Origin of the sequence: Gordonia sp. NPDC127522 (genome assembly GCF_042672305.1) — a bacterium.
GTDB classification, from domain to species: Bacteria; Actinomycetota; Actinomycetes; order Mycobacteriales; family Mycobacteriaceae; genus Gordonia; species Gordonia hongkongensis.
This window is the reverse complement of sequence record NZ_JBHXVK010000003.1, coordinates 287,144-309,365: the sequence shown is the minus strand read 5'-3', so window position 1 is coordinate 309,365 and position 22,222 is coordinate 287,144. Positions and strand designations below refer to the sequence as shown.

General features: G+C 69.8%; 17 protein-coding genes. 8 read left to right on the top strand and 9 right to left on the bottom strand.

What is annotated here, in order from left to right:
* Positions 1 to 24: 24 nt before the first annotated feature.
* Positions 25 to 2,814 carry a GNAT family N-acetyltransferase gene (locus ACFVHY_RS08965; protein ID WP_390271505.1) on the bottom strand — a complete coding sequence of 930 codons (2,790 nt, stop codon included), beginning with the start codon at positions 2,812 to 2,814 and terminating at the stop codon, positions 25 to 27.
* 46 nt (positions 2,815 to 2,860) lie between these two features.
* Complete coding sequence (locus ACFVHY_RS08960; protein WP_390270982.1) at positions 2,861 to 4,105, bottom strand: acetoin utilization protein AcuC; 1,245 nt, start codon at positions 4,103 to 4,105, stop codon at positions 2,861 to 2,863.
* A 185-nt stretch (positions 4,106 to 4,290) separates the two neighbouring features.
* Between ACFVHY_RS08960 and ACFVHY_RS08955 the strand changes: the two genes are divergently transcribed.
* Positions 4,291 to 4,986 carry an iron dependent repressor, metal binding and dimerization domain protein gene (locus tag ACFVHY_RS08955; RefSeq protein ID WP_390270979.1) on the top strand — a complete coding sequence of 232 codons (696 nt, stop codon included), beginning with the start codon at positions 4,291 to 4,293 and terminating at the stop codon, positions 4,984 to 4,986.
* Positions 4,987 to 5,007: 21 nt separating this feature from the next.
* Here the strand turns inward: ACFVHY_RS08955 and ACFVHY_RS08950 are convergent, their stop codons facing one another.
* Both ACFVHY_RS08950 and ACFVHY_RS08945 read right to left on the bottom strand, forming a co-directional pair.
* Complete coding sequence (locus tag ACFVHY_RS08950; protein WP_390270976.1) at positions 5,008 to 6,132, bottom strand: DUF4192 domain-containing protein; 1,125 nt, start codon at positions 6,130 to 6,132, stop codon at positions 5,008 to 5,010.
* A gap of 91 nt (positions 6,133 to 6,223) precedes the next feature.
* Positions 6,224 to 6,931, bottom strand: a complete 708-nt coding sequence (locus ACFVHY_RS08945; protein WP_390270973.1) for a hypothetical protein — start codon at positions 6,929 to 6,931, stop codon at positions 6,224 to 6,226.
* 202 nt (positions 6,932 to 7,133) lie between these two features.
* Between ACFVHY_RS08945 and ACFVHY_RS08940 the strand changes: the two genes are divergently transcribed.
* Together ACFVHY_RS08940 and ACFVHY_RS08935 are read left to right on the top strand one after the other, a co-directional pair.
* Positions 7,134 to 8,105, top strand: a complete 972-nt coding sequence (locus tag ACFVHY_RS08940; protein ID WP_065628907.1) for a proteasome assembly chaperone family protein — start codon at positions 7,134 to 7,136, stop codon at positions 8,103 to 8,105.
* Positions 8,106 to 8,143: 38 nt separating this feature from the next.
* A complete protein-coding gene (locus ACFVHY_RS08935) occupies positions 8,144 to 10,246 on the top strand; it encodes a DEAD/DEAH box helicase (RefSeq protein WP_390271503.1) in 2,103 nt (700 codons plus the stop codon).
* On the opposite strand, the gene ACFVHY_RS08930 is transcribed toward ACFVHY_RS08935, so the two are convergent.
* Positions 10,243 to 11,175 (bottom strand): hydrogen peroxide-inducible genes activator, encoded by a 933-nt coding sequence (locus ACFVHY_RS08930; RefSeq protein ID WP_390270969.1) that lies wholly within the window; start codon positions 11,173 to 11,175, stop codon positions 10,243 to 10,245. The genes ACFVHY_RS08935 and ACFVHY_RS08930 overlap by 4 nt on opposite strands.
* A 125-nt stretch (positions 11,176 to 11,300) precedes the next feature.
* Between ACFVHY_RS08930 and ACFVHY_RS08925 the strand changes: the two genes are divergently transcribed.
* The 3 genes from ACFVHY_RS08925 to ACFVHY_RS08915 all read left to right on the top strand — a co-directional run bounded on the left by ACFVHY_RS08925 (position 11,301) and on the right by ACFVHY_RS08915 (position 13,039).
* Positions 11,301 to 11,888 carry a peroxiredoxin gene (locus ACFVHY_RS08925; RefSeq protein ID WP_390270966.1) on the top strand — a complete coding sequence of 196 codons (588 nt, stop codon included), beginning with the start codon at positions 11,301 to 11,303 and terminating at the stop codon, positions 11,886 to 11,888.
* Positions 11,889 to 11,899: 11 nt separating this feature from the next.
* Complete coding sequence (locus ACFVHY_RS08920) at positions 11,900 to 12,433, top strand: alkyl hydroperoxide reductase (RefSeq protein ID WP_390270963.1); 534 nt, start codon at positions 11,900 to 11,902, stop codon at positions 12,431 to 12,433.
* Between the two features lie 498 nt (positions 12,434 to 12,931).
* Positions 12,932 to 13,039, top strand: coding sequence for a hypothetical protein (locus ACFVHY_RS08915; protein WP_390270961.1), 108 nt, complete (start codon positions 12,932 to 12,934; stop codon positions 13,037 to 13,039).
* A 45-nt stretch (positions 13,040 to 13,084) separates the two neighbouring features.
* Here ACFVHY_RS08915 and ACFVHY_RS08910 read toward each other — a convergent pair whose 3' ends face one another.
* The gene (locus tag ACFVHY_RS08910; RefSeq protein WP_390270958.1) at positions 13,085 to 14,335 is read right to left on the bottom strand and encodes an aspartate aminotransferase family protein; all 1,251 of its coding nucleotides are present in this window, start codon (positions 14,333 to 14,335) and stop codon (positions 13,085 to 13,087) included.
* A gap of 82 nt (positions 14,336 to 14,417) precedes the next feature.
* Between ACFVHY_RS08910 and hrpA the strand changes: the two genes are divergently transcribed.
* Positions 14,418 to 18,404: an ATP-dependent RNA helicase HrpA gene (gene hrpA / locus ACFVHY_RS08905; protein ID WP_390270955.1), complete on the top strand. Its 3,987-nt coding sequence runs from the start codon at positions 14,418 to 14,420 to the stop codon at positions 18,402 to 18,404.
* Here the strand turns inward: hrpA and nrdR are convergent.
* Positions 18,378 to 18,878, bottom strand: a complete 501-nt coding sequence (gene nrdR / locus ACFVHY_RS08900) for a transcriptional regulator NrdR (RefSeq protein ID WP_058250310.1) — start codon at positions 18,876 to 18,878, stop codon at positions 18,378 to 18,380. The genes hrpA and nrdR overlap by 27 nt on opposite strands.
* A gap of 99 nt (positions 18,879 to 18,977) precedes the next feature.
* Positions 18,978 to 19,508, bottom strand: coding sequence for a LysM peptidoglycan-binding domain-containing protein (locus ACFVHY_RS08895; protein ID WP_390270952.1), 531 nt, complete (start codon positions 19,506 to 19,508; stop codon positions 18,978 to 18,980).
* Between the two features lie 224 nt (positions 19,509 to 19,732).
* Here ACFVHY_RS08895 and lexA point away from each other — a divergent pair, with 224 nt between their 5' ends.
* On the top strand, positions 19,733 to 20,437 hold the full coding sequence (gene lexA / locus ACFVHY_RS08890; protein WP_137808722.1) for a transcriptional repressor LexA: 705 nt from the start codon (positions 19,733 to 19,735) through the stop codon (positions 20,435 to 20,437).
* Here lexA and ACFVHY_RS08885 read toward each other — a convergent pair.
* The gene (locus ACFVHY_RS08885) at positions 20,415 to 22,124 is read right to left on the bottom strand and encodes a phosphoenolpyruvate--protein phosphotransferase (RefSeq protein WP_390270949.1); all 1,710 of its coding nucleotides are present in this window, start codon (positions 22,122 to 22,124) and stop codon (positions 20,415 to 20,417) included. The genes lexA and ACFVHY_RS08885 overlap by 23 nt on opposite strands.
* Positions 22,125 to 22,222 lie beyond the last annotated feature (98 nt).

Sequence of the window (22,222 nt, the reverse complement as noted above, 5' to 3'; positions counted from 1 at the left end):
GCCTCCTTCACTGAGTCCACTCGGTCACCCGAGTCGCCTGGGTCCGGTGTCCCGCCTGTCGGGCACCGGGCCCACGCGTATCCGGGCATTGAGGACGGCCGCGCCGTCGACCGAGGCCAGAATCGGATCGCAGACCACCTCCCGGACCTCCGGGATGTCGTCGGTGAGCGTCGAGATCCGCAGCAGCAGATCGGCGAGCGCCTCCTTGTCGGCGGGCTCCTCCCCGCGGTATCCCGACAGCAGCGGTGCCGAACGCGGCTCCTCGATGAGTTCGCGCGCGTCGAGCTCGGACAGCGGGACGGCGCGGTATCCGTGATCGCCCAGCAGATCGAAGGTCCGCCCGGACAGACCGAACGACATCACCGAACCGAACGACGGATCGTCGCGCACCCGGATGACCGTGCCGACGCCCTTCGGCGCCATCTTCTGCACGTGCAGCACGCGGTCGCCGGTGAGTTCGGTCAGTTCGGCGAACGCCGTCACCACCGTCGTCGCGTCGGGTAGGTCCAGCCGCGCGCCCTCGCGATCGAGACGACCGCGCCACTTGTCCGACGTCGCCTTCACCGCCACCGGCAGCCCGAGTTCACGGGCCGCCGCGGATGCCTCGTGCATCGTGGTCACCTCGCGGAACGGGACCACGTCGATCCCGTACCAGCGCAACAGCTTCGCCGACTCCACATGCCCCAGCAACCGCTCGTCTGGACGATCGGTCGCACCGTCACCGACCATCGCCTCGCGCACGAACATCCGCGCGGCCTCGGGATCGGTGCCGTCGGGACGGTGGACCACCGATTCCGGCCGCAGGCGCCACCGGGCGTACTGCCACGCCCTCGCCAGCGCGGCGGCGGCGCGCTCGGGCGAGCTGTACGACGGAATCGACCCCTTCGTCGGCATGCCGTTCGGGCCGGGCCGGGTCAACCCCGGCGGAATGCCGTCGACGGCGAGGAAGGTCGTGACGATCGGCTTGTCGGCGTCGGCGTCGGGGGTGTTGGCCGCCGCCATGAGCGCCCGGGCGTGCCAGTCGGCCCCGACCGCGACCGGCGGCACGAACACGACGATGATCCCGTCCACGCCCGGGTCGGCCATGGCCGCCGAGACCGTCGACTCGAACTCCTCCTCCGAGGCGCCGGCACCGAGGTCGACGGTGTCGACGACCTCGAGGCCGCCGTTGCGCGCGGTGTCGGCCGCCAGGCTGCCCAGCACCGACGAATTGCCGATGATGCGGACGCGCGGGCCGCGCGGCAGCGGCTGGTAGGCGAACACGGCCGCACAGTCGAACAACTCGGGGATCGTGTCGACCTGGATGACGCCGGCCTGTTCGAGCATCATGCGGGCGATCTGGTCGTCGAGGGTGGCCGCCGAGCGCGCCGCCCGGACCGGCGTCATCGCACCCCGGCCGGACTTGACCGCGATGATCGGCTTCGAGCGTGAGACGCGCCGCGAGATCCGGGAGAACTTGCGTGGGTTACCGAAGCTCTCCAGGTAGAGCAGGATGACGTCGGTGGTGGCGTCGGTGTCCCAGTACTGCAGCAGATCGTTGCCGGACACGTCCGCGCGGTTGCCGGCCGAGGCGAACGTCGACAGGCCGATCTGGCGTCGGGCCGCGGTGTCGAGGATCGCGATGCCCAGCGCGCCCGACTGGCAGAAGAACCCGACCCGGCCGGCGGCGGGGATGCGCGGCGCCAGGGTCGCGTTGAGCGCGACCTCCGGATCGTTGTTCGCCACACCCAACGCGTTCGGCCCGACCAGTCGCATCCCGTGCTCGCGGACCTGCGCGACCAGGCGGCGCTCGTTCTCGAGACCCTCTTCCTCGCCGGACTCGCCGAAGCCCGACGACACCACGACAAGCGTGCGCACACCTTTGACCAGGCAGTCGTCGAGCACGTCGTCGACGCGCGCGGCCGGCACCGCGACCACCGCGAGGTCGACGGGGTCGGGGATGTCGCGGACGGTCTCGTAGGCCCGGATCCCCCGCACCGACGGCGGTCGTTCCCGGGTGCGACGACGCGCCGGCGTCGGTTCGCGGCCGACACCTCGCCGTCCCGGCTCGGGCTCCTCCTCGACCCTCGCCGGGCCGTTGACCGGGAACACCGGCCCGGTGAATCCCCCGGCGATGATGTTGGCCAACAGGGCGTTTCCGACCTTGTTCGGATCGGTCGACGCGCCGATCACCGCGACCGAGGCGGGACGCAGCAGATTGGCGACGCTGCGGGCCTCCGACGCGCGCTCACGGGCGTTGCGCACCGACAACAGTGCTTCGGTCGGGTCGATGAGGAACTCGACGTGCACGGTCGAGCCGTCGAAGCTCCGTGCGAGCTGATACCCCGCGTCGCGGAACACCGCGACCATGTTCGGATTCTCGCTGAGGACCTCGGCCTCGAAGCGGGTGAAACCGTTCTCCGCCGCCGCACCGGCGAGGTGTTCGAGCAGGATGGGTCCGAGGCCGCGGCCCTGGTGTTCATCGGCGACGACGAACGCCACCTCGGCCGATTCGGGTTTGCCGTCGAAGCCGAGACCCTCGTAGATACCGACCGCGATGATCTCGCCTCCGAGTTCGGCGACGATCGCGACACGCTGCTGGTGGTCGACGGTCGTCATCCGGGCCACCTCGCGCGGCGGAAGGGTCGGGGTCGGACCGAAATACCGCATGTACCGCGTGCGCTCGGACAGCTTGGCGTGGAACGCCACGATGCGGTCGGCGTCGTCGGGCACGATCGGCCGCAGGTGGACGACGCCGCCGTCGGAGGCCAGCACGTCGGCGATCCAGTGACGTGGGTAGTCCCACGGGCTGCGCGGTTCGGGCTGATCGGCCATGGCGGGAGGATCTGCGGGCGCGGTGGCGTCGGCGGTCGAGGTGTCGTCAGTCACGGGGGTCCTCCGGGTCGAGACCGTGGAGCGGATACACCGCGCGTCGGGTGGCGAGGATCGCGCGGTCGGTCTGGCGTTGGGCGTTGGCCGCGACACCCTCGGGTGGTTCCTGGCCGGCGTCGCCCGCCCACGGCTGGTAGTCGACGATGCCTCCGTCGCCCATGACCCGAACGGGCGGGGCGGCATAGTCGGAGTGCACCTGCTCGGAGATCTGTTCGGCCGTGGCACACCAGGATTCGTCGATGACCGACGTTACGTCGACCTCGCGACCGAGGGCGACGCCCAGCAGATGCGTCCAGCTGCGCGGCACCACGTTGACAACGCCGTAGCCACCGCCGCCGACCGCGATCCAGCGGCCCTCGCAGTACTTGTCGGCGAGGTCGCGCATGGCGATCATCGCCGCCCGCTGTCCGTCGACGGTGAGCGAGAGGTCGGTCAGCGGATCGGCGCGGTGGCTGTCGGCACCGCACTGGCTGACGATGATCTGCGGCCGGAACTCGGCGATCAGCGACGGCACCACGGCGTGGAAGGCGCGCAGCCACAACCGGTCCTCGGTGTTGGGCATGAGGGCCAGGTTGACCGCGCTGCCCGCGGCGTCGCCGTCCCCGACCTCGGTCGGCCATCCGGTGCCGGGCCACAGGGTCGCCGGGTGCTGGTGCAGCGACACCGTCATCACCCGCGGGTCGGCGGCGAACTCGACCTGGACGCCGTCGCCGTGGTGGGCGTCGACGTCGATGTAGGCGATCCGGTCGAAGCCGTGGTCGAGCAGATATCTGATCGCGATGGCGCAGTCGTTGTAGATGCAGAATCCGGCGGCGCGCGAGCGCATCGCGTGATGCATGCCGCCGCCGATGTTGACCGCTCGCGTCGCCGCCCCGGAGACGACCGTCTGCGCCGCGGCCAGCGTGCCGCCGACGAGCAGGCGCGCGGCCTCGTGCATCCCGGTGAAAACCGGGTTGTCCGCATCACCGAGGCCGAACAACCGCTCGAGCAACGGCCCCGACAGCGACGCCGTCCCCGAACCGACCGCACGGACCGCGTCGATGTAGTCGCGGCTGTGGACGACGGTCAGGGCGTCGTCGTCGATGGCCTGCGGCGGGAACGTCTCGACGTCGTCGAGGACTCCGAGGCTCTGCGCGAGGGTCATCGTGAGGGCGAGTCGGACCGGGTTCATCGGGTGCGTGTGGGCCCAGCGGTAGGACAGGAAGTCCTCGCTCCAGATGACGGCCGTCGTCATCGGGCGCTCGTAGTGTTGATCACGACCTCAGGCTAGTGGTACACATCGCGCAGCGGCCACGGATGTCGCGTCGGACACGAGTGCGTGCCACGTACCGCCGCCCGGGCACTCCCCGGTCGCGGTGGGATCGCGGTCACCACTCCCGAAGAGGGTAATCTTGGCGGGGACGAAAGGGATTGCGCACAGTGAACGACCTGGTTGACACCACCGAGATGTACTTGCGAACGATCTACGATCTCGAAGAAGAAGGCATCGTGCCGCTGCGGGCGCGGATCGCCGAGCGTCTGGACCAGTCCGGTCCCACCGTGTCGCAGACCGTTGCCCGCATGGAGCGCGACGGCCTCCTCCGGGTCGCCGGGGACCGGCACCTCGAACTGACCGACCGCGGACGCACACTCGCCGTCGCGGTGATGCGCAAGCATCGCCTCGCCGAGCGCCTCCTGGTCGACGTCATCGGGATGCCCTGGGATCAGGTCCACGAGGAGGCCTGCCGCTGGGAGCACGTGATGAGCGAGAACGTCGAACGTCGCCTCCTCGCGGTCCTGGAGTATCCGACGACCTCGCCCTACGGAAACCCCATCCCGGGACTGGAGTTGCTGGGCGTGGAGGTGCCGAGCTCCGACGACGGCGCCACCCGCCTCGCCGATCTCCCCCCGGGTGAGACGGTGCCGGTCATCGTGCGCCGCCTGTCCGAACACGCCCAGTCCGACACCGAACTGATCGGCGCGCTGCGTGAGGCGGGCGTGGTTCCCAACGCCCGTGTGACGGTGTCGAACACGGCGGGCACCATCACGATCGACACACCCGGCCACGACGGCCTCGAACTCTCGTCCGACATGGCGCACTCACTGTTCGTCGAGAGGGTCGCCGAAAAGGTGTGACACAGCGAAGGACTGCAGTGGTCATCCGGCGGCACGCAGTGTCGCTGCCGGGATGACGACGCCGAGGCGTTTCGCGGCGTCGTAGGACTTCTCGACGGTGCCCCACAGCCTGGCTGGGCGGACGCCTGCCCGCAGGGCGGTGTCGAGCAGTGTGGCCAGGTGGTCGGGGTCCGTGCTCGCGAGCGCGACGTCGAGGGCGACACCGGTGTAGGCACCGTCCCCGCCGATGTAGTGCAGGTGCGCGAGAAGTGTTGCGGCGGTGGACCGTCCGCGTCCGGTGAGACGCCGCGTGAGTTCTCGCCAGAGGTGTTCGGCGGCTCCCCGGAGTTCGGTGACGGCCAGGGCGAGCGCGGCGTCGCGGACGTCCGGGCGCAGGATCGCCCGTTCCAGTCGGTCCAGTTCGCCACAATCCAGGGGTTGCTCCGCTTCGATCATCGCGCTGATGACCAGGTCGAGTGCGCGCGTCGAGGCCTCGACGTCCTCTTCCTCGGGATCGAACAAGTCGAGATCGCTCTGATCCAGATCGATGCCATGGCACGCCCGACAGTCCGGTCGCCGACGTCCCGGACCGCATTCGCCGTCGAGCGGTTCGAGCATCGTCCGCATCTCCGAGCGCCGGGCGAGAATCCGCCGTCCCGAACGCACCGCCTCCGCGACCGCGGTCGGACTCGTGTGCGGATCGTCGAGTTGTCCGGCCGACCCCGCGGACACGTCGACCGACCAGGCCCGGTCCTCCGGACACCAGATGGTCGACCAGTGCACGCCGGCATCGAAGCCCGGCACCACGAACCCGGCCGCGACACCACCGACATCGCCGAAGTACCGGTCGCTCATCGCGAGGATCCGCCGATAGCGACGGTCGTCCGCCGGGTAGCGGTCGTCGGCGATCACGACCACGATCTCCTCGATGCCGTAGGTGGACGTGATCTCACCGAGTCCGGCGAGGACGACGACCAGTTCGCGCGTGGGGCTGCCGTCGGGCTCGAGGGCGAGGTCGTGCCGCATGGTCGCGTTCACCGTGCGGTCGCCGGCGATGGCGATCGCGATGATCGACCGCTCGGGGACGAACCCCAGTCGAGCGGGGATCGAGGTGAGCAGCGTCGTCGGGTCGTGGGGGCCGTGCGGTGGCGGTTCCAGGATCTGCATGGCGACAGCGTCACCCGCGGGCGAGCCGCTCGAACGGCGGTCGACACATGCTGTGGACAACCGGGGGAGGTCATCCACAGGGCGGCACTGGTCAGCCGAACGCGGCCGCGAGCGCCTTTCCGAACAGCGCGTCGAGCGCGGCGGACGCTTCGGGAGGCACAGGACCTGCTGCGGGCCAACGGTATTCGGTGTACACCCGGACGCCGTCCCGCTCGCCGAGCAGCGTGAGGGCGCTCGTGGTGGACGGGACACCGCCGCCGGTCACGATCGTGCGGCGGATCGTCGCGGTGTCGACCCCGTCCGGCGCCGGCGGCGGGGGCAGCACCTCGGTGGTGATCGTCGATGACGCCCCGAACGTGGTCGTGGTGGTCTCGGGGCAGCGCTCGACCAACTCGACCACGTCGTCGAGCGGCGTCTCGACACCGGCCACGACCGAGGTGAGGGTGGCCCGCTCCCCCGGGCCGGGACCCAGGAACGCGACCGCTCCGTCCGCGGGGACGGACGCGGGTGCACACTCCGGCGGCGTCACCTCGGTGGCCGTCTGTCCGGGCATCGGCGCCCCGGTCACGTCGGCCAGGGCGTTGGCGACCGCCGACGTCGGGATGGGACTCGCGGCGCCGTTCGGGAAGTCCGCGGCCTCGACCGATCGCGCGGACAGATCCGGGCTCGACGCCTCCGGCTGACCGCCGACGGAGCAGGCGGACAGCACGAGCGCCGCGGCAACGAGACCGACCACCGCGCCGGGAACGAGGCGGCCGGGCAGGGACAAGCGCAGTCGGGGCGTATGCGGCTCGGTCACAACGGTCTACTGTGCCACCGGCGTCATCGCCAGGTGTCGAGGACACACCCCTGGGGAACGACAAACAGGAACACCAACGGGGGGAATCACCGGTGTGTCGAGGTGGTTGCACCGAGGCGAGTGGCCACCGCCGGGTGCGGTGCGAGACAATGGACGTTCAGCTGCCTCTTCCGGGACAGCTGCCAGCAGAAGGAGGGACGACGTGGACGAGCAGCCCGCGCGCAACGACGCGCTGTATGAACTCGCCTTTCCCGCTCCGCAGGTGACCCGGCCCGACGGCACGGGTCCGGTATTGATCCACGCGCTCGAGGGGTTCGCCGACGCCGGGCACGCGGTCGCGCTGGCCGCGACGCACCTGCGCGACAGCCTCGAGTCCGAGTTGGTCGCGACCTTCTCCTCCGACGAGTTGATGGATTACCGGTCACGCCGGCCGACCATCTCGTTCAGCGGCGAGACCTTCACCGATGTGGAGATGCCGACACTGGCGCTGCATGCGATCCGCGACAACTCGGGCAAGGGTTTCCTCCTGCTCGCCGGATCCGAACCCGACCTGCGGTGGGAGCAGTTCGTCGACGCGGTCCGACGCCTCAGCGACGGGCTCGGCGTCACCGATGTCATCGGTCTCAACGCGATCCCGATGGCCGTGCCGCACACTCGCCCGCCGTCGATCACGGCCCACGGCAGTGATCCCGACGCCCTCGGCGACCTGCCCCGGTGGGGGTCGGCGATGAAGCTGCCCGCCAGCGCGTCGATGCTCCTCGAGCTGCGGATGGGTGAACACGACTACCGGGCGTCGGGCCTGTCGGTACATGTCCCGCACTACCTCGCGCAGACCAACTACCCGGCGGCGTCCGCACGCCTGCTGGCGGCGGTCGCCGAGCTCGCCGGTCTCGACCTCCCCCTCGCCGCTCTCGACAGCGCCGCCGAGAAGGTGCGCGCACAGGTCGACAACGAGGTCGAGGGCAACTCGGAGATCGAGTCCGTGGTGGCGGCGCTGGAGACCCAGTACGACACGTTCACCCAGGCCGCGCAGGAACGCTCATCGCTGCTCGCCGCCGAGGAGTCGCTGCCCAGCGGTGACGAACTCGGCGCCGAACTCGAACGGTTCCTGGCCGAGCAGACCGGCGACGGTGAGGCCGGCCCCGGGGACGAGGGTCCGCGATCACCGATCTGATCCCGGACACCGCACCGATTCCCGCGCCGCACGTCCTGATTCCCACCGACGACGAGGACGCCGCACTCGAGCGGTACACCGAATGGTGGACGGGACGCGGCCTCGACCTCTACCCGCATCAGGAGGAGTCGCTCCTCGAGCTCCTCGCCGGCAGCCACGTGATCCTGGCGACGCCGACCGGCTCGGGCAAGTCACTCGTCGCGGCGGGCGCGCTGTACTTCGCGCGCTGCCGCGGCGAGCGTGCGTTCTACACCGCACCCATCAAGGCGCTCGTCAGCGAGAAGTTCTTCGAGCTGTGCGCCATGTTCGGCGCCGACCAGGTCGGACTGCTGACCGGCGACGCCGCGGTCAACGCCGACGCGCCCATCGTGTGTGCGACCGCCGAGATCGTCGCCAACCTCGCCCTCGCCGCCGGCGGTGCGAGCGACATCGGCACCCTCGTCGCCGACGAGTTCCACTACTACGGCGAACCCGACCGCGGTTGGGCATGGCAGGTCCCGCTCATCGAATTGCCGTCGACGCAGTTCCTGCTGATGTCGGCGACGCTCGGCGACGTGTCGTTCTTCGTCGACGACCTGACCCGGCGCACCGGACGCGAGACGGTCGAGATCACCGGCGCCGAGCGTCCGGTCCCCCTGGACCACGCCTACGCCATGACCCCGATCCACGAGACGATCGAGGAGCTCGTCGACCGGGGGCGGGCGCCGATCTACGTGGTGCACTTCACCCAGGCCGCCGCGGTGGAGCGCGCGCAGGCGCTGCTCAGCGTCCGGATCTGCGACAAAGCGGAGAAGGCGGCGATCGCCGAGGCGATCGGTGACTTCCGGTTCTCCACCGGCTTCGGCAACACACTGTCGAAACTGCTGCGCGCCGGTATCGGCGTCCACCACGCCGGGATGCTCCCCCGCTACCGCCGTCTGGTCGAACGTCTTGCGCAGCAAGGGCTGCTGAAGGTGATCGCCGGCACCGACACCCTCGGCGTCGGCATCAACGTGCCGATCCGCACGGTCCTGTTCGCGGCCCTGAGCAAGTACGACGGACGGCGGGTCCGTCGCCTGCGGGCACGCGAGTTCCATCAGATCGCCGGCCGGGCCGGGCGGGCCGGTTTCGACACGATCGGCTACGTCGTCGCGCAGGCTCCCGACCACGACGTGGAGAACGCCCGTGCGGTGGCCAAGGCCGGCGACGATCCCAAGAAGCTCCGAAAGCTGGTGCGCAAGAAGCCACCCGAGGGTTTCGTGTCGTGGGGGGAGAAGACCTTCCTCCAGCTCGTCGACGCGCCCGACGAGCCCTTGCGCAGCCACTTCCAGATGACGACGGCCATGCTCCTCGAGGTCCTCGGCCGACCGGGCGACTGCTTCGCCGCGGTCCGCCACCTACTCGAGGACAATCACGAACCACGTGACCGCCAGCTGCGCACCATCAAGCACACGATCGAGCTCTACCGGGGGCTCCGGGACGCGGGCATCGTCGTGCAACTCGCCGAACCCGACGACACCGGCCGGCACATCGCCCTGAGCGTGGACATGCCGGAGAACTTCGCGTTGACCAACCCACTGTCCGCCTTCGCGCTGGCGACCTTCGAGCTCCTCGACCCCGAATCGTCCACCCACGCACTCGATGTGGTCTCGATCCTGGAATCGACCCTGGAGAACCCGCGACCGCTGCTGCTGGCCCAGCGCAAGGTCGCGCGCGACGCCGCGATCGCGGAGATGAAGGCCGAGGGCATCGAGTACGAGGAACGGATGTCGCGCCTGGAGGAGATCACGTGGCCGCAGCCGCTGGCCGAGGAGATCTCTGCCGCGTTCGACATCTATCGTCGCGGTCACCCGTGGGTGTCGTCCTTCCCGCCGGCGCCGAAGTCGGTGCTCCGCGAGATGCTGGAGAAGGCCATGACCTTCACCGAGCTGATCTCCGCGTACGGACTGGCCCGCAGCGAGGGCGTGTTGCTGCGCTACCTGTCGGACTGCTATCGCGTTCTCCGGCAGGGCGTTCCGACGAGCGTCGTGACCCCCGAGATCCAGCGGATCGTCGAGGACCTGGGCACCATGGTCCGCGAGGTCGACTCGAGCCTCGTCGACGAATGGGAGGCCCTCGCCGCGCAGGCGGCCTCGACCGAGATGGCCGGCGGCACGGCCTAGAGCGCGGTCACGGCACCGGTCGCGCCGACGAGATCGCCGATGAGAGAGCCCAGTTCGCGGTACGCCTCGTCGTGGCGCGCGGACGCCCGGAAGACCAGGCCGATCCGACGCCCCGGCCGCGGGGCCGCGAAGGTCGCGGTGGCCAGATCACCCGACGCCGTCTCGGAGGCCACCGCCGTCTGCGGGATGAGCGTCACACCGAGTCCGCCGACGACACAGTGCACCGCGGTGGTCAGCGAGGCGGCCCTGGTCTGCCCCATATCGGGCCGCACGCCCGCGAGCCGGCACACCTCGAGAGCCTGATCGCGCAGACAGTGCCCCTCGTCGAGGAGGAGGAGCGGCAGGTCGGCGAGCGCCGTGGGATCGACGCGGCGGCGTCCGGCCAGCGCATGGCCGGACGGGAGTGCGAGAACGAAATCCTCACGGTAGATGGGAACTTCGACGATGCCGGGCATGTCGATGGGTAGGGCGAGCAGCGCGACGTCGAGCGTGCCGGTGCGCAGTTGTTCGATGAGGCGGGCGGTCTGCTCCTCCACCACACGGGGTACGAGGTCCGGAAGTCGTCGGCCGAGTCCGCGCAGCAGGGTCGGCAGGATGTAGGGCGCCACCGTCGGGATGACCCCCAGCCGCAGCGGCCCGCTGAGCGGCCGGCCCGTTCCCGCGGCCGCCGAGGTGAACTCGTCGACGGCCTCGGTCACCGCGATCGCTCGCGGGAGGAGTTCGTCACCCTCAGCGGTCAACAGAACACGCCGCGTGGTGCGTTCGACGAGGGTCACTCCGAGACCGGCCTCCAATGCGGACAGCGCCTGCGACAAGGAGGGCTGACTGACACCGAGATCCGCTGCCGCAGTGCCGAAGTGGCGGCGATGCGCGAGTGCGACGAAGGCACGTAACCCGGCCACGGTGGGCTGATAAGTTCTATCGGACATGCTTATCAGTATAGTGCTAGTCATCACGTTTCGTTTTCGACCGGAATCCGGCACGATGGTACTCGTACGTCGCGAAAGTCATTCGCGCGCAGATCCCGTACTTTTACCAGCTGAAGGAGCGATACATGGCCCTGCTCACCATCGGTGACCAGTTCCCTGCCTACAACCTCACCGCCGTCATCGGTGGCGACCTCAGCAAGGTCGATGCCCAGCAGCCCGACGACTACTTCACCACCGTGTCGTCCGACGATCACCCCGGTCAGTGGCGCGTCGTGTTCTTCTGGCCGAAGGACTTCACCTTCGTGTGCCCGACCGAGATCGCCGCTTTCGGCAAGCTGAACGACGAATTCGCCGACCGCGACACCCAGGTGCTCGGCGCCTCGGTGGACAACGAGTTCGTCCACTTCCAGTGGCGCGCACAGCACGAGGACCTCAAGACCCTGCCGTTCCCGATGCTGAGCGACCTCAAGCGCGAACTCGCCACCGCTGCAGGCGTTCTCAACGCCGACGGCGTCGCCGACCGCGCCACCTTCATCGTCGACCCGAACAACGAGATCCAATTCGTGTCGGTCACCGCGGGCTCCGTGGGCCGCAACGTCGACGAGGTCCTGCGCGTCCTCGACGCACTGCAGTCCGACGAGCTGTGCGCCTGCAACTGGAAGAAGGGTGACCCGACGATCGACGCCGGCGAGCTCATGACGGCCGGCGTCTGAGAGGGGAACAGATGAGCATCGACAACCTGAAGGAAGCACTTCCCGAGTACGCCAAGGACCTCAAGCTCAACCTCGGTTCGATCAGCCGCACCACCGCGCTGACCGAGGAGCAGCTCTGGGGAACCCTGCTGTCGACCGCTGCCGCCACGCGAAACGCCAAGGTGCTCAGCGAGATCTCCGACGAAGCCGCCGACACGCTGTCCGCCGAGGCCTACAACGCCGCGCTCGGCGCCGCGTCGATCATGGGTATGAACAACGTGTTCTATCGGGGTCGCGGCTTCTTGGACGGCAAGTACGACGACCTACGTCCGGGCCTGCGGATGAACATCATCGGCAACCCCGGCGTCGACAAGGCCGTCTTCGAGCTGTGGTCGTTCGCGGTGTCCTCGATCAACGGCTGCGGACACTGCGTCGCCGCGCACGAGAACACCCTGCGCGAGGCCGGCGTCGATCGTGAGGCGATCCTCGAGGCGCTCAAAGTCGCGTCGATCGTCAGCGGCGTCGCCCAGGCGATCGCGACCACCGAGGTGCTTGCCAACGCCTGACGGACCGCACCCACGACGACCGGGCCCGGCTGCGAGCAGCAGCCGGGCCCGGTCGTCATCAGGCGCGCTGGACCTTTTGTCCGGCACGGAACAGATCGACGACCCGGGACCACCCGTCCGCGCCACATCCCGCTGAAGAAGATCTCCAGCATGCCCGTGTCGAGCACGGAGGCATCTCCGGGATCGGCCCCGACGAACACCGATCTCGGTGCGAGAACCTCCAATTGGCGCCGATGCCGCTCGAGAAGGTCCGCCCGTCCGCTGTAGAGAACGAGAGCTCCCGGTGTCCCGGCCAGAAATGCCTGTGCGAGTGCGGACCCCATCGGCCCGAGACCGATCACCGTCACCGCGGCGTGGGCACCCTCTGCGTTGTTCTTCGTCATGGGCCAATCGTCGACAGAACAGCCGACGGCGACAAGTACCCACTATTTTGTAGGGTACTAACCCAGAGGTGGGTGTGAACTGCACCCACCCGACGAGAAGTAGGTACCGCCCCGGGTGGTCTACAGCCCGACGCCCAAGGGCGCGGCGCTCGACCGGGCACTAGCACCCCTGGGCGACTGGGGCGAGGAACACATGGCGACCATCACGGCGGCCCGGCGATGACCACCGGATCGTCGGGATGACCACGACAAGGCATGGCCTGCGGCGTCAGCTCAGCGCCGCGCGCATCCGGTCGGCGAGTTCGCCGACCTCGGCGGTCGTCATCACGAATGCAGGCGAGATCTGCAGCGCCCCTTGACCTGCGGCTCGGGTGCTCACCCCGTGTTCGCGCAGCTTGACCACCGTCGCCGGGGCGGTCGCGGGATCGGCCAGCTGTACCGCGGTGACCGCGCCGAGTCCGGTCCGGACCTCGGCGACCGCGTCGAGGTCGGCGAGCGGCGACAGCGCGGCGGCGAGGTCGCCCTCGAGCCGTGTCGCCTCGACGAGGAGGTTCTCGCGCCGGATGATCTCGAGGTTCGCGAGGGCCGCCGCCGCCGCGCCCGCGTGGCCGCCGTAGGTGTACCCGTGCCGCCACCAGACGCCGCCGGCGAAGAACGGCTCGGCGATCCGCGGTGCGATGAACACCGCGCCCATCGGGACATAGCCCGAGGTGAGCCCCTTGGCGGTGGTGATCATGTCTGGTTCGAGGCCGAATCGTGCGGAGGCGAACCAGGATTCGCCGCCGATGCGGCCGAAGCCGGTGACGACCTCGTCGACGACGAAGAGGATGTCGTGGTCGCGGCAGATGCCCCGCACCTCGGCCAGGTAACCCTCCGGCGGGAGATAGATGCCGCCGGCCCCGATGATGGGCTCGCAGAAGAACGCGGCGATGTTGTCGGCGCCCACGCGCTCGATGAGACCGAGCAGGCTCTTCGCGTCGTCCCAATCGACGTTCTGGACGTCGTGCATGAGTTCGCCGTAGCCGTCGTGGTTGAGCGGGATGCCCGCCAGGGAGGTACCCGCGGCATGCATCCCGTGATAGGCCTTGGTGCGGCTGACGACGACCCGCTTGGATTCGCGGCCCTGCTCCACCCAGTAGCGGCGGGCGAGTTTGACCGCGGTGTCGATGGAGTCGCTGCCGCCGGAGGTGAAGAAGATCTTCGATCCGGGTACCGGCGCGATGGCGCCGAGCTCCTCGGCGAGCTGCAGGGTGACGTCGCTCGCGAAGTCACCGAAGTTGGAGTAGTGCGCGAGGGTGCCGAGCTGACGCGCGACGGCGTCGGCGATCTCGGTGCGGCCGTGCCCGACGTTGGTGAACCACAGTCCGGCGGTCGCATCCAGGTAGGAGTTGCCGTCGCGGTCGAAGATCCACGCACCCTCTCCCCTGGTCACGACGAACGGCCCGCTGGCGGTCACCGCACCCATGTCGGCGAAACCGTGCCACAACGATCCAGTACCAGTGCTCGAACCATCAGCCATGGCCCCATGATGCCGGTCCACGCGGCCCGCGCGGCCACTGGGGTGAACCGGCATCGGCGCTTCCCCATATCCTGGAGTGATCATGTCGGCCCCGTCCTCGTCACCTGACCCGTCCCCGTCTCCACCGGACACCGCTGCACCGGACATCTCCCGCTCGGATCTGCTTCGCGCACTCGACGACGTGGGCCTCGTCGACGCCGACCGGTTGCGTCGTCGCATCGACCGGCTCGCCGCGCGCCCGGACGCCGCGAAGCGGCGGCAGCTCGTCGCCGATGTCGACAAGGCACGCGCCCGTCTCGACCGGCGCCGGGCGAGCGTGCCGATTCTGCGCTTCCCCGACGAACTGCCCGTCTCCGCAGCACGCGACGAGATCGCCGAGGCGATCCGCAACCACCAGGTCGTGGTCATCGCGGGCGAGACCGGCTCGGGCAAGACCACCCAGCTCCCCAAGATCTGCCTCGAACTCGGGCGTGGCATCCGCGGGTCGATCGGGCACACCCAGCCGCGGCGCATCGCCGCGAGCTCGGTCGCCAAGCGCATCGCCGACGAGACCGACACCGAACTCGGCGACGCGGTGGGCTATTCCGTCCGGTTCACCGACCGGTCGGGCGCCGACACCCTCGTCCGGGTCATGACCGACGGCATCCTGCTGCGCGAGATCGCCACCGACCCCATGCTGCGCCGCTACGACACCCTCATCATCGACGAGGCCCACGAGCGCAGCCTCAACATCGATTTCATTCTCGGCTATCTGCGCCGCCTGCTGCCCCGACGCCCCGATCTGAAGGTGATCATCACCTCGGCGACGATCGAACCGGCGCGCTTCGCACGGCATTTCAGCACGCCGACGACCTCGGTCCCGGTCATCGAGGTATCCGGACGCACCTATCCGGTCGAGATCCGGTACCGACCGCTGAGCCTGCAGGAACGCCCCGACGACGGGGACGACGCCGGCGGCGGCGAACATGCCGACCTCGACCAGATCCAGGGCATCGACGCCGCCGTCGACGAACTGTGGGCCGGTGGCCGCGGTGACATCCTCGTGTTCCTGCCCACCGAACGGGACATCCGGGAGACCGCAGACGCGCTGCGTCGACGAACCGGTGGCGGGAAAGGACCGACGGCCGAGATCGTCCCGCTCTATGCGCGGCTGTCGATCGCCGAGCAGCAGAAGGTGTTCTCCCCCTCCGACGGACGCCGGATCGTGCTGGCGACCAACGTCGCCGAGACGTCGGTGACCGTGCCCGGCATCCGCTACGTCATCGACACCGGCACCGCCCGTATCAGTCGGTACTCGACCAGGACCAAGGTCAATCGTCTTCCCATCGAACCGGTCTCACAGGCCAGTGCCCGGCAGCGGGCCGGTCGATGCGGTCGTGTCGCCCCGGGCGTCTGCATCCGTCTCTACAGCGAGAACGACTTCGACTCCCGGCCGGCCTTCACCGACCCGGAGATCCTGCGCACCAACCTCGCGGCGGTCATCCTCCAGATGACCTCGCTGAAACTGGGCGAGATCGCCGAGTTCCCGTTCGTCCAGCCGCCCGACGACCGCGCGATCCGCGACGGTATGGGTGTTCTCACCGAACTCGGCACCATCACCGTCCCGCGCGAGGGCGGGCCCCCGCGACTGACCCCGATCGGCCGGTCGATGTCGCGGATCCCGGTCGATCCCCGGGTCGCCCGCATGCTCATCGCCGGACACGAACTGGGTTGTCTCGACCACCTTCTGGTGATCGCCGCCGCGATGTCGCTCCCCGATCCCCGGGAACGGCCGGCCGAGCACCGTGAGGCCGCCGACGCCCAGCACCGGCGCTTCGTCGTCCCGCAGTCGGACTTCCTGTCCTACGTGGAGCTGTGGCGGTACCTCGGCGAACAGCGCAAGGAGTTGTCCGGCAGCCGCTTTCGACGTATGTGCGAACGGGAGTACCTCCACTTCCTGCGCATCCGGGAGTGGCAGGACCTCCATCGGCAGCTGACCGAGATCGTCAAGGACCTCGACTGGTCGGTCGCGCCCACCGAACTCGACGCCGACGCCGTCCACCGATCCATCCTGTCCGGGTTGCTCAGCAACATCGCCGCCCGCAACACCGAGGGCCGCGAGTTCACCGGTGCGCGCAACACCACGCTGATGATCTTCCCCGCCTCTCCGCTCGCCAAGAAGCCGCCCGCCTTCATCATGGCGGCCGAAATTCTCGAGACGTCGCGGCTGTTCGCCCACACCGTCGCCGGGATCGATCCGCTGTGGGCCGAGAAACTCGCCGGGGATCTGGTGAAGCGCACCCACAGCGAGCCGCATTGGTCGGCGAAACGCGGAGCGGCGATGGCCTACGAGCGCGTGACCCTCTACGGGGTCCCGCTCGTCGCCCGCCGGCGCGTCGACTACGGCCCCATCGACCCGGTGGTCTCGCGGGAGCTGTTCATCCGGCACGCTCTCGTCGAGGGCGATTGGCGGACGCAGCACGCCTTCTTCGACCGCAATCGCAAGCTTCTCGAGGCCGCCTCGGACGTCGAGAACCGCACGCGCACCCGGGGTCTGGTGATCACCGAGGACCAGCTCCTCGAGTTCTACGATCAGCGGCTACCGGCCGACGTCACCTCCGCCCGGCACTTCGACGCCTGGTGGAAGAAGGCCCGCCGGGCCGAACCCGATCTGCTGGATCTGCGTCCCGAGGACGTCACCGGAGGCACCGACGTCGCGCCGACGGACTATCCCGGCGCCTGGCAGCAGGGCGACACCCGACTCGAACTGCGCTACCGGTTCGAACCGGGCGCACCCGACGACGGCGTCACCGTCGTGATCCCGCAGGCACTGCTCCCCCATGTCCGACCGGCCGGCTTCGACTGGTCGGTCCCGGGCATGCGCGCCGAACTGGCCACCGCACTGGTCAAGTCGCTGCCGAAACAGCTGCGCAAGAGCATGTCACCCGCGCAGCGGTTCGCCGAACTCGCACTCGGCCGGCTCACCCCGCGCACGGAGCCGCTCACCACCGGGCTGGCGCGCGAGCTCTCGGCGATCACCGGGATGCGGGTGACCGCAGCCGATTTCGACACCGACCGGATACCGCCGCACCTGCGCATGCATTTCGCGGTGGCCGACGACTCCGGACGGATCGTCGCCCGCGCCGACTCGTTGCCCGAACTCCAGCAGACCGGAACGCCCGCGGCGCCGAAGACGGTGGCGCGCACCCTGTATCGGACCTGGACCGCCGACGGGATCGGCTCGCTCGCCGAGCAGACCATGGTTGATGTCGCGGGGCAGCGGCTGACCCGGTACCCGACGATCGACGTGGTCTCCGATGCGAAGGGCCACGCGCGGGGCGTCGTCGTCGTCGATGCGGCGAGCCCCGAGACACGAGACCGCCTCGGGCGACGCGGGATCGTCGCCCTCCTCGACCTCGCGATACCTCCGCTGCACAAGCGGATCGCCGGCTCGCTGAGTCCGGTCGAACGACTCGCCCTGAGCCAGAGCCCGTACTCGACCACCGAGGCACTGCTCGCCGACTGCACCCGACGGGCCATCCGGGACACCGTCGCCGACATCGACGACGCAGAACTCGCCGCGGTTCGCTCACCACAGTCCTTCTCGGCGCTGCTCGAACGGATCCGGCCACGGGTCGCCGCGGCCGCACCGGACTACTTCTCGCTGGCCGTCGCGGCCCTCAAACGGATGGCCCCGCTGCGGGCGGCGATCGACCGGCACGCCGGTTCGCTGGCTGCCGACGACGTCGCCGAACAGGTCGCCCACCTCGTGTTCGACGGATTCGTGGCGGCCACCGCGCGACGCCACCTGGAGAATCTGCCGCGCTATCTCGACGGCGCGCACGCACGTCTGGAGGCACTACCCGCGTCCGCAGCACGCGATAAGGCCGGGGTGGCCGCCGTCGATCGCGTCGTCGAACGGTGGGCCCAGCGCCTCGAACAGGTACCCGAGCACCGGCGGGCGGTGGTCGACGACGAGGCGCAGTGGCTCGTCGAGGAGTTGCGCGTGGGGCTGTTCGCCCAGCGTCTCGGTACCGCGTTCCCGGTGTCGGAGAAACGGGTCCTACGAGCTCTGGACCGACTCGGCTGACACGGGTTCGGCGAGCGCGCTCCCGGAACCCGAGGCCGCCTTCAGGTCGTCGATCTCGCGCTGGAAGTCCTCCACCGAGTCGAACGACCGGTACACCGAGGCGAAGCGAAGATACGCCACCTCGTCGAGATCGCGGAGCGGGCCCAGGATGGCGAGTCCGACCTCGTTGCTGGGGATCTCGGCCGATCCACTGGCGCGCACGGTGTCCTCGACCTGCTGGGCGAGTTGCGCGAGCGCGTCCTCGGCGACGTGGCGGCCCTGACAGGCTCGCCGCACGCCGCGCATGACCTTCTCCCGGCTGAACGGTTCGGTCACGCCGTTGCGTTTGACCACCGCGAGCACGGCGCTCTCCACGGTCGAGAACCGGCGACCGCACTCCACACAGGAGCGACGGCGGCGGATGGCCTGCCCTTCATCTGCGACACGCGAGTCGATGACCTTGGTGTCGTCGTTCTTGCAGAAGGGGCAGCGCATTGTGTCCTCACGCAGGTCGCGGGACGCTGGAACGCACCCGAAGCGTGCGCCCCGCCGCTTGTCGGCCGGCCCCTGTGACATCGAGGATACCGCCCGGCCTCAGCGGTACCGGGGGGTGAGCAGGGGCTGGCCCACCTGCAGCGCGCTCGAGCCCAGATCGTTCATCGCGACGATCTCGTCGATCACGACCTCGCGCGGCATCTCGGGTGCCACCCGCCCGGCGATCGAGCTGAGCGAGTCCCCCGAGCGCACGTGGACGACCTCGGAACTCACGGCGGACGGGGTCAGCGAGTCCGAGTAGTTCTGGCCGACGACACCGAACACCCAGACGACGAATGCCAGCCCGACGCCGGCGAGGACGGCGACCGCGGCGCGGCGACGACGACGGAACACCGCCGCGTCGGGCCCGACCGGGCCACGCGCGCGCACCCCGACCGGAGAGCCACAGTGGGTGCCGGCCACCCGCGGGGCCACCGGCGACGCACCCCGCGGCCGGGTGCCGGCCGGCCGGTTGTCGACCGGGCGGCCGCCGTCGGACAGCGGGGCGCGGGTCCGGACCCGATCGGCGGGGGGCCGGACGGCGTCGGGACGGTCGGTGCGGACGGGAGCGACGAGAGTGGCGGTGCGCATGGTGCCCTCCGGTGTTCGAGTGTCTGGGATCGTGCGGGTGTGGCGGTCGGTGTTCGAACATCGATCAGATGTTCGATGCACTGATGTTCGAATTTGTAGCACGGCGTCCCGACAAAGTCTCGCGACACATCGAACAAATGTTTGAGGTGCCGGTCGCACTCCGCTAGGCTCGGACCCGGCGCAAGCCATCTACCAGCACGTTCCGAAGACGAGAGGAACCGAACATGAGTGACACCGGCGATAGGCGCGGCCGAGCGCGGGGCGCCGACGACGAGGCCCCGTTCGACGCCGCCGCCGCCGAGGCCTCACTCACCCCGCGACAGGCCGGGGTCCTGGAGGTGATCCGCCGCTCGGTGCGCGAGCGCGGTTATCCGCCGAGCATCCGGGAGATCGGCGACGAGGTCGGCCTGGCCTCGACGTCGTCGGTGGCCCATCAGTTGCGGACGCTGGAACGCAAGGGGCTGCTCAAGCGTGACGCGAACCGTCCCCGTGCGGTCAACATCGCCCCGAGTGACACCCCGTCGCCGGACACCCCGTCGGCCGGCCAGCTGCCCGAGCCGACCTTCGTGCCGGTGCTCGGCCGTATCGCGGCCGGCGGTCCGATCCTGGCCGAGGAGGCCGTCGAGGACGTCTTCCCGCTGCCCCGTGAGCTGGTCGGCGAGGGATCGCTCTTCCTGTTGCGCGTCGTCGGCGAGTCGATGATCGACGCCGCGATCTGCGACGGCGACTGGGTCGTGGTCCGGCAGCAGAACGTCGCCGACAACGGCGACATCGTCGCGGCCATGATCGACGGCGAGGCCACCGTGAAGACCTTCAAGCGTCAGGGCCCCAACGTCTGGCTCATGCCGCACAACGAACTGTTCGATCCGATCCCGGGCAACGATGCCGTCATCCTGGGCAAGGTCGTCACCGTGATGCGGCGAGTCTGACCTCTCCACCGACCGAACCGTCGAGCACCGCCGCGGCAGCCTCGCGCGCCGCGGCGGGATCCGAGGTGGCCAGGGCTGCCTCGGCGGCGGCCCGGCAGTCCGGCGCGGACACCTCACCGAGCCGGGCCCCCACGGCCGCGGCAGCAGCAGGCGCGCTGGACAGCGAGGTGACCCCGAGACCGACGAGCACGCAGGCGAGGTTCGGATCGGCGGCGGCCTCGCCGCACACCCCGGCCGGCTTTCCCTGACGTGCGCCCGCCGCCGCGACACCCGCGATGAGGCTCAACACGGCCGGTTGCCACGGGTCGGTCAGTCCGGCGAGATCGGCCGACATCCGGTCGGCCGCCATCGTGTACTGGGTCAGATCGTTGGTGCCGATGGACACGAAGTCCACCTCGGCGAGGACGGCTTCGGCCAGGATCGCCGCCGCGGGCACCTCGATCATCACGCCGGCGACCAGACCACGGCCGCGGACCTCGGCGGCGAAGGTGCGCGCCTCCGCCGGCGAGGCGATCATCGGCGCCATGACCCACGGCGCGACGGCCGACCCCGACGCGGCCTGCGCGATCGCGTCGAGCTGATGCGCGCGGATCTCGGGGTGCGCCAGCGCGATCCGATCGCCCCGCACGCCGAGCGCTGGGTTCGATTCGTCGGGATGGGTCACGAACCGGAGCGGTTTGTCGGACCCGGCGTCGAGGGTGCGGATGACCACCTTCTGCCCGTCGAACGCATCGAGCACCTCCCGGTAGATCGCGGCCTGCTCGTCCACCGACGGCTCGTCGGCACGCTCGAGGAACGCGAGTTCGGTGCGGAAGAGCCCGACGCCCTCGACGGGGTACCCGGCCGCGGCGCGTGCCGACGACCCGTCGGCGACGTTGGCGAGCACCGCCACGGCCACCCCGTCGGCGGTCTGCCCCGGGCCGGCCCAGCCGGCGACGAGTGCGGCATGGCGCCGATCCTCGTCGACACGCGCCCGGGCCGCCTCCGCATCGGGCTCCACCTCGATCCGCCCGGCGCTGCCGTCGACGAGAACGGTTGTGCCGGGCTCGATCTCGTCCAGATCGGCCACCGCCACCACGCACGGGATCCCCAACTGGCGCGCGATGATCGCGGTGTGACTGGTCGGTCCGCCGAGGCGGGTGACGAGGGCGATGGTGCTCGTGGGGTCGAGGCCCGCGGTGTCGGCCGGCGCGAGGTCGTCGGCGAGCAGGACCGACGGCACCTCCGGAGTGGGCACACCGGGTTCGGGTAGGCCGAGCAGTTCGGCGAGGACCCGGTCGCGCACGTCGTTGAGATCGGTGACCCGCTCGGCCATCAGTCCGCCGAGTTTGGTGAACACCGCCGCGAACTGTTCGGTGGCCGCGACGGCGGCGGCCTCGGCGGGGGCGCCCTTGCCGATGAGCGCGGTCGCTGCACCGATCCAGCCGCGGTCCTCGGCCAGGCCCGCCGTCGCGGCGAGCACCTCGGCCGTCACCCCGGTGTTCTGCGACGCGCGCGTGCGCAGCCGCGCGGCGACGGCGCCGGCCGCGGTGGCGAAGCGCGTGACCTCGTCGGCGCGCCGTTCCTCGGCGATCTCCACACCGACGCCGAGCTTCTCCGGCGAGTGGTCGGGCCGCTCGCCCGGCCACAGCGCGGGACCGTGGGCCAACCCGCCGACCACCGGGGTTCCCGTCAGGATCTGCGCCATCGTCTTGCCTCTCACTCGACTATCGATGTGACCACCGTTACAAAAAGTGCTTGACTTGTCAACACAAACAGGCGTAAACACAATTACTACAACATCCA

Coding starts and splice junctions, on each gene's coding strand:
- ACFVHY_RS08965 (WP_390271505.1), bottom strand. CDS start 2,814: ATGGCCGATCAGCCCGAACCGCGCAGCCCGTGGGACTACCCACGTCAC.
- ACFVHY_RS08960 (WP_390270982.1), bottom strand. CDS start 4,105: ATGACGACGGCCGTCATCTGGAGCGAGGACTTCCTGTCCTACCGCTGG.
- ACFVHY_RS08950 (WP_390270976.1), bottom strand. CDS start 6,132: ATGCAGATCCTGGAACCGCCACCGCACGGCCCCCACGACCCGACGACG.
- ACFVHY_RS08930 (WP_390270969.1), bottom strand. CDS start 11,175: ATGTCCGATAGAACTTATCAGCCCACCGTGGCCGGGTTACGTGCCTTC.
- ACFVHY_RS08925 (WP_390270966.1), top strand. CDS start 11,301: ATGGCCCTGCTCACCATCGGTGACCAGTTCCCTGCCTACAACCTCACC.
- ACFVHY_RS08920 (WP_390270963.1), top strand. CDS start 11,900: ATGAGCATCGACAACCTGAAGGAAGCACTTCCCGAGTACGCCAAGGAC.
- ACFVHY_RS08910 (WP_390270958.1), bottom strand. CDS start 14,335: ATGGCTGATGGTTCGAGCACTGGTACTGGATCGTTGTGGCACGGTTTC.
- hrpA (WP_390270955.1), top strand. CDS start 14,418: ATGTCGGCCCCGTCCTCGTCACCTGACCCGTCCCCGTCTCCACCGGAC.
- nrdR (WP_058250310.1), bottom strand. CDS start 18,878: ATGCGCTGCCCCTTCTGCAAGAACGACGACACCAAGGTCATCGACTCG.
- ACFVHY_RS08895 (WP_390270952.1), bottom strand. CDS start 19,508: ATGCGCACCGCCACTCTCGTCGCTCCCGTCCGCACCGACCGTCCCGAC.
- lexA (WP_137808722.1), top strand. CDS start 19,733: ATGAGTGACACCGGCGATAGGCGCGGCCGAGCGCGGGGCGCCGACGAC.
- ACFVHY_RS08885 (WP_390270949.1), bottom strand. CDS start 22,124: ATGGCGCAGATCCTGACGGGAACCCCGGTGGTCGGCGGGTTGGCCCAC.